We start from the raw sequence: 12,910 nt of genomic DNA on the forward strand, positions 1-12,910 counted from the left end.
GAGGCGCGTAATGTCGTTATAGGCAGGCGTAACAATATAACAGGGGATGTCCACGGCGCCATAGCTTTACGGATATCGCTCATGCCCCCTGTCATCCCCACCCAGCAGACGACGGCCCGGCCCCACAGCCTGGCCGAGGATGGCTATGCCATCGCCATCGGATGCGCCTTCATCGCCATGGGGCTGATGCTGTTGAAGGCCGCCAATCTGGTGACGGGCGGCATGGCCGGCATCGCGCTGCTGCTCTCCTACCTCATCCCCTGGTCGCCCGCCGCGTTGTTCCTGCTCATCAACATCCCCTTCTTCCTGTTCGCCGGGCGGGCGATGGGCGCTGCCTTTGGCCTCAAGACCCTGTTCGCCAACGTCGCGATCATGGGCGTGGGGCTGGCCATGCCGGTTGCGCTTCAGATCGCCCGCATCAGCCCCTTCTTCGCCGCGCTGTTCGGCGGCTCCATCATCGGTTTCGGCATATTGGCGATCGCCCGCCATGGGGCGGGTGTCGGCGGCGTGGGTGTGGTGGCGCTGATCCTGCACCGGCGGCGCGGCTGGAATGCCGGACGCACGCAGATGCTGTGCGATATCGCGATCCTGCTGGCGTCGCTACCATTGCTCAGCTTGGAACGGTTCGGTTTGTCGGTCCTATCGGCCGCCGCCATGAACATGGTGCTGATCGTCAATCACAGGCCGGGGCGCTATATCGGCCACTAACGCTCACACAGCGCGTCGCCGCCACTGTCGCGCGCGCGCAGGGCGCTGGCGGCGTCACCGGCGATCCGGGGGAAGCTGACCCCCTCCAGCGAGCCGCGCCCCCGGCACAGGTCGGCGCAGGCCATGTCGACCACGCCGGGCAGCGCCACCTGATCGCCATCATATTGGGCGACGACGATGCAGCGGTCCCCGCCCTTGAAGCTGAGGATCAGCTTGTCGCCCGCGCGCCGTGCCGTCCCCTGCCCGCGACAGCTTTGATCTTCGCCGAAATTGGCCTGCAAACCGAAGCGGAAGGACGCATCCTTCGCCGGCATGACGCACAGCAGGTCGCGTCCGGCCTCATGGCTGCGCTGATACAGGCCGACCGGCGATGTCTTGCTCGTGTCGGTGATCGCGCCGCTCTCGATCGCGGCGCGCTCCAGCCCGGACACCGGCGCGCCCCCTGCATCCGGCGCGGCGTCGACCGGCACCGGAGCACGCTGGCATGCCGCCAGCAGGATCAGGACAGCGAGGCTAGCCCGCCGCATCAGCCGCGCGGTCAACCACAGGATCGACCCGCGTCAGGCCATCCGGCCCGACCCGGCGAAAGAAGCAGGAGCGCGCGCCGGTATGGCAGGTGGGACCGGCCGGCACCGCCTTCACCCACACGGCGTCCTGATCGCAATCTATGCGGATGTCGCGCACTTGCAGCATATGCCCGGACGTCTCGCCCTTCTTCCACAACGACTGGCGGCTGCGCGACCAGAAATGCGCCAGCCCCGTCTCGATCGTCAGGGCCAGCGCCTGCGCATTCATATGCGCGACCATCAGCAGGTCGCCGCCCGCCGCATCGGTCACTACGGCCGTGATCAGGCCGTTGTCGTCATATTTGGGATTGAGGGCCAGCCCCGTGTCGCGCGCGTCGGTCATGCGCGCGCTATAGAGCATCGGGCCGAAAAGTGGGAACCGCTTTTGCATGGCGCGACACAGGAAATGCGCGCCTGTCCCCGGCCGGGACAGCTCCCTTCGGATCGGGAGCAAGTATTTGAAAAATGGGGCGATCGACGGGATCCGAACCCGCGACCTCCGGTACCACAAACCGGCGCTCTAACCAACTGAGCTACGACCGCCACAGGGGCCTATGCCCTGAGAGAAGGGCCACATATGCGGCCCGATAGCGGGCGTCAAGCGCACAATTGCCGTCACGCTGCAATGACGCACATTATCCCGTCATTTGTCGGCCAGGGGGCCGACCGCATCCTCCCACGGCAATATGGTGAGATCGGGCCAAAGCGCCGCCCACCGCTGCGATTTGCGTTGATAGAAGGCCCGGTCGATCAGCGTTGCATTGCCCCGGACACAAGGCGCCAGAAAATCATCGAGGCCAAAGGGCGCGGACAGATGCGCATCGCTGATCGCCACCGCCGACACCGTAGTTGGAAACGTCTCCGTCGCGGCGCGGGCGGACAGATAGGGTGAAATCGGGATGCCAAAGCGGTCAGGATACCAGAGATGCACCCGCGCCTGATTCTTGACGTCCAGCCGGATCGGCAGGTCGGCGAACAGTTCCGCCGCATGCGCCGCAGCGCGCGCCTCCCCCGCTTCGGACAGGTCCTCGGGATCGAAATAGATGATGTCGGCATCGTCCATGCCGTGCAGCGGCGGAAGATCGAAGCACCTGTTCCACCACGCCTGCGCCAGCATGCTGCCGGACAGCCAGGCATCGGGCAGGCCCAGCAGCGGCCAGCGGCGCAGCATCGGGCCGGCGACGACATGGTCCAGGGCGATCCGCCGCACCGTATGTTCCTGTGCCGCCCGCCTTATCATGACACGCTCGTCACGGCACGGAGGCCTGCAACTGCGCGCGCAGATTGGTCAGGATGCGTTCCGGCACGCGCGGCCGCTCCGGCGCGGCCTTGCCCTTGCGCAGTTTCTCCCGATCCTTTTCCGGCGGATCGACAATGCGGACGCGCACCGCCGCATGGCCCTGCGCCCGGATGCCCAGTTGCTCCGCCGCGCCGCGCGACAGGTCGATGATCCTGCCTCGCCCGGCGAAGGGGCCGCGATCGTTGATCCGCACCAATATGGTGCGCCCCGTATCCAGCGCCGTCACCTCGACATAGCTGGGCAGCGGCAGGCTGACATGCGCGCCCGTCACCCATTTGGCGCGGAACTGCTCACCATTGGCGGTGCGATTACCCGATTCCGACCCGTACCAACTGGCATAGCCCAGCATGTCGTAACCAGGATCGGCAGCGGGTACATAGGTGGAGCCGCGCACCGTGTAGGGCGGGCCGATCTTCACCGGCATATCCCGGACGGGACGATAATGGCCACCGCCACAGGCCGACAGCAGCAACGCCGCCCCCAATACCCAAACCGCCCCGATCGCCCTGCCCGCTTGTCGTCCCGTCATCCCGCCTTCCTAACGCCGCGTACCGGCGGGGTCGAGGGGCGGGTTGGCGGGGAGGGATGATGAGAGGATAACGAACTGCCATACGGTTACTGTCACGAGATGTATGGAAAGTCTGAAAGCGACCATTTTTGGACTATGAAGGCCGACTTGCCACGCCCTACAATCGGACATAGGTTGCGCTATGGCCACATCGGGGCACCTTAATGAATGATCGAGTATACAGGCTGGTAGCCGTGATAGGATTGATTTTCACCGTCATAGGAGGCTTGGCTCATCTTCGCGTATTCATACTTAGCAATCATATAGAGAATTTGATGTTTGGCGGGATGATTGTAGCTTGGATTGCCATGTTCGCGATGGAGCGCGTTTATCGACGCTAATCGACCAATGACAGATGTTCCCACCGGCCCCACGCTGCGTGTGTTGCGGACATCCGACGCTGATGACAATATCGCGTCATGAAGAGAGGAAAGCAGCAGCAACGGAACTTCGCAGAGCAGCGCTGGCCGCTGCTTTCAAACCTTATGGTCTGTTATTTTAATGAGGATTTCGATCTTCTCTACGGCTCACTTGATGGAGCCGTTGCCGCTTCGGCTAAAGATGGATCACTGGATCATCGGCAAGCAATACTAAAGGAATGGCGAGACTGGAACTCGTCCGTCAGTGCGGCCAGCGACCTCCGCCCAGAGTTGAAAAAATGCTTTTCGATTGCTGTGCGTTTCAGGAACCCAATTGACGCCCGACACCTCATGGACAGCATCCATGACAGTTTGATCGAAGGGATAAGAGACGAAACGCACCGAGATTGATGTCCGCTTTCCACTATTATCGCTCGTTAGCCGCCATTCCGCTATCCACCCAAATCAGCCCAAAAATAGAAAGGAACGAAAAGGCCTCGCCTCTTCGTCCCTTTCGCCTTTCGGCGTCTTACGGCGGGGAAACTCTGTTTCCTCTCGCCGCATCACTCTCCTGAAAACTTTCCGTCCGCGATGCCGGCAGATGGTCAGATGGTAGGCGCCCGCCGGTCGGCAGGCGCTGCGCCCATCAGTTGACCGAATCCTTCAGGCCCTTGCCGGCCTTGAACTTCGGCTGGGCCGATGCCTTGATGGTCATGGTTTCGCCGGTGCGCGGGTTGCGGCCGGTCGAAGCCTTGCGCTGCGAAACCGAGAACGTGCCGAAACCGACGAGGCGCACTTCGTCGCCCTTCTTCAGAGCGCCGGTGATGGCGTCGAACACGCCTTCGACGGCCTTCGTCGCGTCATTCTTGCTGAGGCCGCTGCTTTCAGCGACTGCACTGATCAGATCCTGCTTGTTCATGCCTTGGGAACCCCCTTGTGCTGTTTGGTTGTGTTAGGAATCGCGGCGTAGGCGGCGCAATAAGGCCCGGATTCCTGCGCCTGTCAAAGGGAAAGCGACGAAGCCACCGGCGGTAAGCGAAATTTGCGCCACCCTGCCAGTCTCTGGCCTAAAGCCCCGGATCGTCGCCGCTTTCTCCCTCTGTCAGTGGCGCAAAGCGGGATCGCCGTCGCGGCCGGACACAGTGCTCGGCTGGGCGGCGAGGTCGTCCTCCTCCGTCCAGGCGATCGCTTCCGGCACGGACGCCAGCGCGCGGGCCAGCACCTCATCGACATGGCTGACCGGCACGATTTCCAGCCCTTCACGGATGTTGGCCGGAATTTCCGCTAGGTCTTTCTCGTTTTCCTGCGGGATCAGCACCGTCTTGATGCCGCCGCGCATCGCCGCCAGCAGCTTTTCCTTCAGGCCGCCGATCGGCAGCACGCGACCCCGCAAAGTGACCTCGCCGGTCATCGCCACATCCTTGTGGACGGGAATACCGGTCAGGGTCGACACGATGGTCGTGACCATGCCGATGCCTGCCGATGGACCATCCTTGGGCACCGCACCTTCGGGCAGATGGATATGGATGTCCTTGCGGTTGAACAGGCTCGGCTTGATGCCATAGCCCGGCGAGCGCGCCTTCACATAGGAGAAGGCGGCTTGCACCGATTCGTTCATCACTTCGCCCAGCTTGCCGGTGGTCTTGATGAGACCCTTGCCGGGCACCGTCACCGCCTCGATCGTCAGCAGTTCGCCGCCAACCTCGGTCCAGGCCAGCCCCGTCACCGCGCCGATCTGATCCTCTTCCTCGCCCATGCCATGGCGGAATTTCCGCACGCCGGCAAAATCGTCGAGATTGTCGGGCGTTATGACGATCTTCTCATAAGCGCCTTCCAGAATCTTGCGCAGCGCCTTGCGCGCCAGACGCGCGATTTCACGCTCCAGCGTGCGGACGCCTGCCTCACGGGTGTAATAGCGGATCAGGTCGCGGACCGCCGCTTCCGTCACCTCGAACTCGCCGTCCTTCAGGCCGTGCGCCTCGACCTGCTTGGCGATCAGGTGACGCTGGGCGATCTCGACCTTCTCATCCTCGGTATAGCCTTCCAGCCGGATGATCTCCATGCGGTCGAGCAAAGCCTGCGGCAAATTCAGCGAGTTGGCCGTCGTTACGAACATGATGTCCGAAAGATCGACGTCGATTTCCAGATAATGATCCTGGAACTTGCTGTTCTGTTCCGGGTCCAGCACTTCGAGCAGCGCCGACGCGGGATCGCCCCGGAAATCCTGGCCCAGCTTGTCGATCTCATCCAGCAGGAACAACGGGTTCATCGTCCCCGCCTTCTTGAGGTTGGTGACGATCTTGCCCGGCAGCGAGCCGATATAGGTACGGCGATGCCCGCGAATTTCCGCTTCGTCCCGCACGCCGCCCAGCGACTGGCGCACAAATTCGCGCCCCGTCGCCTTGGCGATCGAACGGCCCAGCGACGTCTTGCCCACACCCGGCGGGCCGACGAGGCACAGGATCGGGCCTTTCAGCTTGTTGGTGCGCGCCTGAACCGCGAGATATTCGATGATCCGGTCCTTGACCTTGTCGAGCGCGAAATGATCCTCGTCCAGCACATCCTGCGCGCGCTTCAGGTCGTTCTTGACCTTGCCCTTCTTGCCCCAGGGCAAGCCGAGCAGCACATCGAGATAATTGCGCACGACCGTCGCTTCGGCCGACATGGGCTGCATGCCCTTGAGCTTCTTCAACTCCGCCGTCGCCTTGGCACGCGCTTCCTTGGACAGCTTGGTCTTGGCGATCTTCTCGGTCAGTTCGGCAATCTCGTCGCCTTCCTCACCCTCGCCATTGCCCAGCTCGCGCTGGATCGCCTTCAACTGTTCGTTGAGATAATATTCGCGCTGTGTCTTTTCCATCTGCCGCTTCACGCGGCCACGGATCTTCTTCTCGACCTGCAATACACCCAGTTCGCCCTCCATGAAGGCGAAAACCATCTCCAGGCGCTTGACCGGGTCGGCCTCTACCAGCAGCGACTGCTTGTCGGACACCTTGACGTTGATGTTCGCGGACACGGCGTCGGCCAGACGGCCTGCATCCTCGATTTCGCGCAACTGGACCGGCGTTTCGGCCGGCAGCTTCTTGTTGAGCTTGGCGTAATTTTCAAACTGCTCGGCGACCGACCGCATCAGCGCGGCGGCTTCCGGCCCTTCGGCGGCAATGTCTTCCACATCGTGGACATTGGCGACGAGATAGGTGTCGCGCACCTCCATCGACTCCAACTGAGCGCGATGCTTGCCTTCCACCAGCACGCGTACGGTGCCGTCGGGCAGCTTCAGCAATTGCAGCACGATCGCGACGACGCCGGTGTCGTAAAGCGAATCCCGGACAGGATCATCCTCCGCCGGGTCGAGTTGCGACACGAGGAAGATTTCCTTCGATCCTTCCATCGCCGCTTCCAGCGCGGCGACGCTCTTGTCGCGACCGACGAAGAGCGGGACGATCATCTGCGGGAAGACGACGATGTCGCGCAGCGGCAGAAGGGGATATTGCACAGTCATTCAGTCTCCGGGGCCGAAATGAAGCGGCCCTCTCCTACGGTTCACCGCCATTATGGGGATGGCCGTCGCGGCAATCAATTGCCCGCTGTCATAAGGGCGTAACGATGAACGAGGGGTGATCGACCCATCGTCGCGTTTAAAGCCAAATCAGAAAGGCAGCTTGAAGCCGGGGGGCAGCGACAGACCGGCGGTCATCTTGCCCATTTCGGCGTTGCTGACTTCGTCCGCCTTCTTGCGCGCGTCGTTGAACGCGGCGGTGATCAGGTCTTCCAGCATCTGCTTTTCCGACGGCGCAAGCAGGCTGTCGTCGATCGACACGCCCAATATGCGGCCCTTCGCCGACGCCTTCACCTTCACCAGCCCGCCGCCGGCTGCGCCTTCGACTTCCAGCTTGTCCAGGCCATCCTGCGCCCGTTGCAATTCTTCCTGAACACGGCTCGCCATGCCCAAAATATCGTTCAGATCCTTCATATCTCACGCACTCCATTGTTCGAGCTTGTCGTCCAGCTCGGCATCGGGGAAGGCCGCCATCGCCGCCTTGACCACCGGTGTTTCCATTATTGCGGCGCGGGCCGCCGCTTTTTCGGCCTGCTCCTTTTGTTGCAGGGTCGCGCCGCCACCGCTTTCCTCCAGCCGCACGGTCCATTTCATACCGGGCACCGCGCTATTGAGCGCCTGTGTCAGGTCACGCTTGAAATCGCCCTGCGGCCAGTCATGGGTCAACCGCACCGCCACTTCCGGCGGATCGAGCGACACCAGCGCCGCGCAATCGTTCAGATGATTGGCCAGCGATGGCTTGGACCGGTCGACCAGCGCCACCAGCTCCTCCATCGTGCGGGGCAGCGCGGCGGAGGGTTCGGATGGCAGCTTTGCCGGTTCGCCCCCCTGCGGCGCGGGCATGCCAGCCGGCAAGCCTTCGCGCAACATCCGCGCGAGTTCGGCCGGATCGGGCATGGTCCCGGCGTGCATCGCGCGCAGCAGCGCCATCTCGCAACTTTCGATCGGCAGGACGGCGCTCGCCACCTCGTCATGCCCCTTGAGCAGCAACTGCCACAGGCGATGGAGCGGCGCGAAGCCCAGTTGCGAGGCCCAGTCGGCAATCGCCTCCCGCTCCTCGGCCGACTGGCCGGGGCTGGCGATATCGCGCCCGGCCTTCACCAGCGTCACGGCATGGGTCAGTTCCAGCAAGCCGCGCATCAGCGCCAGCGGCTCGACGCCCAGCGCATATTGATCGCGCACGGCACCCAGCAGCGCCCCGGTATCGCCCTCCAGCAGCAGGCCCAGCAGCCGACGAGTGGAGCCGCGATCGGACAGGCCCAGCATGTCGCGCACCTGGGTCGCCGTGACCACAGGGTCGCCATCACCCATTTCTGCGTGTGCAATCGCCTGATCGAGCATCGACAAGCCATCGCGCGCTGAACCTTCCGCCGCCTGCGCGATTAGAGCCAGCGCATCGCCTTCGGCGGTCACGCCTTCCTTCTCAATCACATGCGCAAAATGAACAGCTAATAATTCTGCTGGAATCCGACGTAAATCAAACCGTTGACAACGCGACAGAATCGTCACGGGAACCTTATTAATTTCCGTCGTGGCTAGAATAAATTTTACATGCTGCGGAGGTTCTTCAAGAGATTTCAGAAGCGCGTTAAATGCATTCCTCGAAAGCATATGCACTTCGTCGATAATGTAGACTTTATATCGTGCTGAATAGCCAGCTTTCCCAGCAACATCTATAATTGCTCGGATATCATCGACGCCGGTGTGACTCGCTGCATCCATTTCAATGACATCAATATGATGTCCTTCGGTTATTTTCTGACATGGATCGCAAACGCCACAGGGATCGATTGTTGGACCACCCTGACCGTCAGGACCAACACAATTCAATGCTTTGGCGATTAAGCGCGCTGTCGAAGTCTTTCCAACACCGCGCACACCTGTCATCACAAAGGCATGAGCTAATCGTCCCCGCCTGATTGCGTTGGCAAGCGTCTGTACCATCGCATCCTGCCCGATCAGTTCGTGAAAGCTGTTCGGACGATATTTGCGCGCAAGGACGCGGTAGGGCTGCGGGGAATCGGACATGGCTTACGTCCTAGCCGCTCGTGCGGCTCTTGTCGAAGCGGGTGATGCTGGAAAATGTAGGAGCCGGAACGACCCGTGACGAAATCACTGTGGCTGCTTCCGTCAGGACCTGACCCGGTTCGCGACGATCACGTCCGCCCGACTCCCGGCGCGGCATATGGCGAAGTGATGACAGGATGGCAAGGGGGGACAAAGACTGTCTCCCACCTATTTTCCGCCGTCATTCCCGCGCAGGCGGGAATCCATACTCCCACCTTATCCTCTTGATTTGATGTCCAGAGATGGATCCCCGCCTCCGCGGGGATGACGATAATTCTAATAAAAGGCCGGACATCAACAAAGGCTCAACTTACTCCAGCCCGCTCTTCTGCGCCTTCGCCACGAAGGCCAGCGCCGCCTGCGCCGTTTCCGCGATCGCGGCTTCGGCCTTCTTGGCGTCCACGGTCGGCCGGTCGAGATAGATGGCGAGGATATATTCGTCGCCCGACGGCGCATGGACCAGCGCCACGTCATTATAGGCGGTGCCGCACGTCCCGGTCTTGCTGCCCGACGTCCAGCCCTGCGGCAGCCCGGCCTTGATCCGCTTGTCCCCGGTGCTGCTGGCATTGAACCAGGTGCGCAGCGTCTCCGCGCTCTCCTGCTTCATGTCGCGAAAGAAGAGCCGGCCCATCAGACCCGCCATAGCGGCAGGCGAGGTGGTGTCGCGCGGATCGCCCTCGGCATTTTCGTTCAGCGTCGGCTCGTTGCGGTCGAGCCGCGACACTGTATCGCCATGCGCGCGCATGAAGGCGGTCAGCCCCTCCGGCCCGCCCAGCAACGGCAGCAGCAGGTTGGCGGCGCTATTGTCGCTCACCTCGACCGCCGCCTGCGCCAGTTCGCCCATGCTCATCCGGCCGCGCTTCTTGTTCTTCTTCACCACAGGGGCATAATCGAGAATATCGTCGCCACTGAAGGGGATCGTCCCTTCCAGCCCGAACTTGCCCGCGCTCGCGCCGATCAGCACGGCGGCGGCCAGCGGCGCCTTGAAGGTCGAACACATGGCGAAGCGATCGTCGCGATTGAAGCCCAGCAGCAGTGCGCCCGTCTTGTCGACCAGCGCCACGCCCAGCCTGCCGCCCGTCTCCTTTTCGATCTCCGCCGGGTTGCGCGCCGCTGTCAGCACCGATTGCGGCACCAGATAGCGCGGCGCGGCCGGCATCAGCGAATCGAGCGCGCCGGTCGGCGCCGGTTCCCTGGCAGGCGCCTTCTTCTTGTCGGCGGCCAAAGACGGCGCAGCGATCAGCGCCAATGCGGCAAAGGCGGTCAGTATTTTCATGGAAGCGGTCACATGCCCTGCATATTGTTGAATTCGCCCGGAATGCGGACGGTCAGCGCTGTCAGCCCGCCGTCCAGCACGATCTGGCAGGCCAGGCGACTGGTGCGGGTGGCGGCGGCGGCCAGGTCGAGCATATCCTCCTCATCCTCGCTGGCGCGGGGCAGCTTGATGAAATCTTCGGCAGCCACGATCACATGGCAGGTGGAGCAGGCCATCTGCCCCTCGCAGGTGCCCTCCAGCGGCTGGCCGGCGGCCTGCGCGATGTCCAGCAGCACCGACCCGGCGGGTGCGTCCACATCCTGCCGTCGTTCGCCGTCGGCGCTGATGAAGGTGACCCTTGTCATGTTCTGCGTGCGCTCCCTTTCACGGCGCCGCTTGTACAGCTGCCGCGTCCTGCAATGCTTCTGCTGCCCTCTCCAACTCCTGCGGCGTGGTGTAGCGGCCAAAGCCGATCCGCACCGATCCGCGCGCCTGCGTATCTGTCAGCCCCAGTGCGCGCAGCACATGGCTAGGCCGCCCGGACCCGCTTGCGCAAGCGCTTCCGAGCGAAAAAGCGACATTGCGGCAATGGGACAACAGTCGTGCGCCGTCGATCGCGTCTTTACGCAGGTTAAGATTGCCCGGATAGCGCGGTGTCGCAGCACCGTTCAGCGTCCAGTCGGCAAACAGGCTGCGGGCCAGCGCGCCAAGGCTTTCCACATGGGCGCGATCCGCTTCCGCCTGCTCCCGCATCAGCCGCGCGGCGACGCCGAACCCGGCGCAAAGTGCAGGCGAAAGCGTGCCGGACCGCAGGCCAGCTTCCTGCCCGCCACCATGGATCAGCGGCGCGGGCCGCACCCCGTCGCGCAGCCACAGCGCGCCGATCCCCTTGGGTCCGTGGATCTTGTGCGCGCTGATCGCCACCATGTCGCAGGTCGCGGGAATGGGCACCCGGCCATAGCCCTGCACTGCATCGCACAGCAGCAGCGCGCCCGCCGCATGGGCGAGGTCCGCCAGCGCCGAGACCGGCTGGATCACGCCGATCTCGTTATTCACCAGCATTGCGACAACGAGTGAGACACCCGGAACGATCGCCTGCGCGGCGACCGCCATGTCGACCAGCCCGTCCGGCCCTACCGGCAGCACGGTGACGTCGCGCCCGGTGCGCCGCATCGCCTCCACCGTATCCAGCACGGCGGCATGTTCGGTCGCGATGGTGACGATGCCGCCCGCCGGCACGCCCTGGATCGCGATGTTCAGCGCCTCGGTCGCGCCGGAGGTGAAGAGCAGCCTGCCGCCCGGTGGCAGCAAAGGCACGATGGCATCGCGCGCCACCTCCACCTGCGCGGCGGCGACCCGGCCCATGCGATGTGCGCTATGCGGATTGGCGAACTGGTCGCGCAACAACGGCACCATGGCCTCGAACGCTTCGGGCGCAAGCGGCGTGGTCGCCTGATAATCCAGATATATCAATTTCTTACCTTGGCGGCCATGCCGGTCCAGATTTCGATGAAACTGTCCAACTCGTTGTCGCACGTTTGCGGGCCGAAGCTGACCCGCACCACTTCGGCCGCCGCCCCTTCATCCCAGCCCATCGCGCCGAGCACATGGCTGGTCTTGAGCGAACCAGACGAACAGGCACTGCCCGCCGACACCGATATCCCCTTCATGTCGAACTGGATCAGTTGGGCGCGGGCCGACAGGCCGGGCATGCGATAGCTGGCGATCGTGGGCAGGCGCGGCGCATCCCGCGCCACGATGACGCCGCCCGCCGCCTCGATCGCCGCATCCAGCCGCGCGCGCATGTCGGCGGCACGCTGCAACCAGTCCTCCCGCGTCTCCAGCGCAGCCGCCATCGCCATGATCGCGGGCAAATTCTCGGTCCCGGCACGATAGCCCTGCTCCTGCCCGCCGCTCGGTTCGATCAGCGCCAGATCGCGGATCAGCAGCGCGCCAATGCCGGGCGGCCCGCCGAATTTATGCGCGCTGATCGCGATCATGTCCGCGTCCGGCAGGGCCAGCTTGCCCGCGCTCTGGGCGCAATCGGCGAACAGGATCGCGCCATTACGGTCGATCGCGTCGAGCGGCTGGATCACGCCCGTCTCGTTATTGACGTGCTGGATGGCCAGAACTCTCCTCTCGCCCACGCCATCGTCATCCCCGCGAAGGCGGGAATGACGAAGAGAAATGATGCCCTTCCCATCCACTCCCAGCCGTTCCGCGCCCTTCGTCACGCGCAGCACGGCGTCATGCTCGACCGGCGAAGTTACAACCCGCCCGGCCTTCGCCCGCGTCAGGCCGATCGCGATCGCCTCGCTCGCACCGGAGGTGAAGAGGACATGCCCCCCCCACCCAAGCGCAGCGGCGATCCGTCTGCGCGCATCCTCCAGCATCGCACGCGCGGCGCGGCCGTCGGCATGGGGGCTGGACGGATTGGCCCAACTGGCCATCGCCCCCACCATCGCCGCCTGCGCAGCGGGCAGCATCGGCGTGGTGGCGGCATGATCGAGATAAATACGTGTAGCAGCCAA

The 12,910-nt window shown here is 63.5% G+C and carries 14 protein-coding genes, 1 tRNA gene and 1 other RNA gene; 2 read left to right on the top strand and 14 right to left on the bottom strand.

The window, feature by feature from the left end; all coding sequences use genetic code 11:
* The first annotated feature begins 81 nt into the window (after positions 1–81).
* Positions 82–708: a YitT family protein gene (locus ASE85_RS00590; protein ID WP_056681920.1), complete on the top strand. Its 627-nt coding sequence runs from the start codon at positions 82–84 to the stop codon at positions 706–708.
* Here the strand turns inward: ASE85_RS00590 and ASE85_RS00595 are convergent.
* The 5 genes from ASE85_RS00595 to ASE85_RS00615 all read right to left on the bottom strand — a co-directional run bounded on the left by ASE85_RS00595 (position 705) and on the right by ASE85_RS00615 (position 2,998).
* The gene (locus ASE85_RS00595) at positions 705–1,235 is read right to left on the bottom strand and encodes a hypothetical protein (protein WP_056681923.1); all 531 of its coding nucleotides are present in this window, start codon (positions 1,233–1,235) and stop codon (positions 705–707) included. The two genes, ASE85_RS00590 and ASE85_RS00595, sit on opposite strands and share 4 nt — an antisense overlap.
* Positions 1,222–1,617, bottom strand: coding sequence for a phosphoribosyl-AMP cyclohydrolase (gene hisI, locus ASE85_RS00600; protein WP_056684134.1), 396 nt, complete (start codon positions 1,615–1,617; stop codon positions 1,222–1,224). The genes ASE85_RS00595 and hisI overlap by 14 nt, the downstream gene beginning before the upstream one ends.
* A 123-nt stretch (positions 1,618–1,740) precedes the next feature.
* Positions 1,741–1,817, bottom strand: a tRNA-His gene (locus tag ASE85_RS00605).
* A 100-nt stretch (positions 1,818–1,917) separates the two neighbouring features.
* Positions 1,918–2,484 (bottom strand): nucleotidyltransferase family protein, encoded by a 567-nt coding sequence (locus ASE85_RS00610; protein WP_200928272.1) that lies wholly within the window; start codon positions 2,482–2,484, stop codon positions 1,918–1,920.
* Positions 2,485–2,524: 40 nt separating this feature from the next.
* Positions 2,525–2,998 carry a septal ring lytic transglycosylase RlpA family protein gene (locus tag ASE85_RS00615; RefSeq protein WP_443018470.1) on the bottom strand — a complete coding sequence of 158 codons (474 nt, stop codon included), beginning with the start codon at positions 2,996–2,998 and terminating at the stop codon, positions 2,525–2,527.
* Between the two features lie 563 nt (positions 2,999–3,561).
* Here ASE85_RS00615 and ASE85_RS00620 point away from each other — a divergent pair.
* A complete protein-coding gene (locus tag ASE85_RS00620; RefSeq protein ID WP_056681930.1) occupies positions 3,562–3,912 on the top strand; it encodes a contact-dependent growth inhibition system immunity protein in 351 nt (116 codons plus the stop codon).
* 235 nt (positions 3,913–4,147) lie between these two features.
* Here the strand turns inward: ASE85_RS00620 and ASE85_RS00625 are convergent, their stop codons facing one another.
* The 9 genes from ASE85_RS00625 to ASE85_RS00660 form a co-directional block, all read right to left on the bottom strand.
* Positions 4,148–4,420, bottom strand: coding sequence for an HU family DNA-binding protein (locus ASE85_RS00625; protein ID WP_024019962.1), 273 nt, complete (start codon positions 4,418–4,420; stop codon positions 4,148–4,150).
* Positions 4,421–4,603: 183 nt separating this feature from the next.
* Positions 4,604–7,000, bottom strand: a complete 2,397-nt coding sequence (lon, locus tag ASE85_RS00630; protein WP_056681933.1) for an endopeptidase La — start codon at positions 6,998–7,000, stop codon at positions 4,604–4,606.
* 147 nt (positions 7,001–7,147) lie between these two features.
* Positions 7,148–7,471 (bottom strand): YbaB/EbfC family nucleoid-associated protein, encoded by a 324-nt coding sequence (locus ASE85_RS00635; protein WP_056681935.1) that lies wholly within the window; start codon positions 7,469–7,471, stop codon positions 7,148–7,150.
* A 3-nt stretch (positions 7,472–7,474) separates the two neighbouring features.
* Entirely contained in the window at positions 7,475–9,085 is a 1,611-nt protein-coding gene (locus ASE85_RS00640) for a DNA polymerase III subunit gamma/tau (RefSeq protein ID WP_056681938.1), read from the bottom strand.
* 52 nt (positions 9,086–9,137) lie between these two features.
* Positions 9,138–9,235, bottom strand: an RNA gene (gene ffs, locus ASE85_RS22140) — signal recognition particle sRNA small type.
* A gap of 199 nt (positions 9,236–9,434) precedes the next feature.
* Positions 9,435–10,400, bottom strand: a complete 966-nt coding sequence (blaSGM, locus tag ASE85_RS00645; RefSeq protein WP_056681941.1) for an SGM family class A beta-lactamase — start codon at positions 10,398–10,400, stop codon at positions 9,435–9,437.
* Between the two features lie 8 nt (positions 10,401–10,408).
* A complete protein-coding gene (locus tag ASE85_RS00650; RefSeq protein WP_056681944.1) occupies positions 10,409–10,744 on the bottom strand; it encodes a 2Fe-2S iron-sulfur cluster-binding protein in 336 nt (111 codons plus the stop codon).
* A gap of 19 nt (positions 10,745–10,763) precedes the next feature.
* A complete protein-coding gene (locus ASE85_RS00655; protein WP_082462654.1) occupies positions 10,764–11,882 on the bottom strand; it encodes a cysteine desulfurase family protein in 1,119 nt (372 codons plus the stop codon).
* Positions 11,849–12,910, bottom strand: a complete 1,062-nt coding sequence (locus ASE85_RS00660) for a cysteine desulfurase family protein (protein ID WP_056681950.1) — start codon at positions 12,908–12,910, stop codon at positions 11,849–11,851. Before ASE85_RS00660 ends, ASE85_RS00655 begins: the two co-directional genes overlap by 34 nt.

The organism is Sphingobium sp. Leaf26 (assembly GCF_001421665.1).
Classification (GTDB): domain Bacteria; phylum Pseudomonadota; class Alphaproteobacteria; order Sphingomonadales; family Sphingomonadaceae; genus Sphingobium.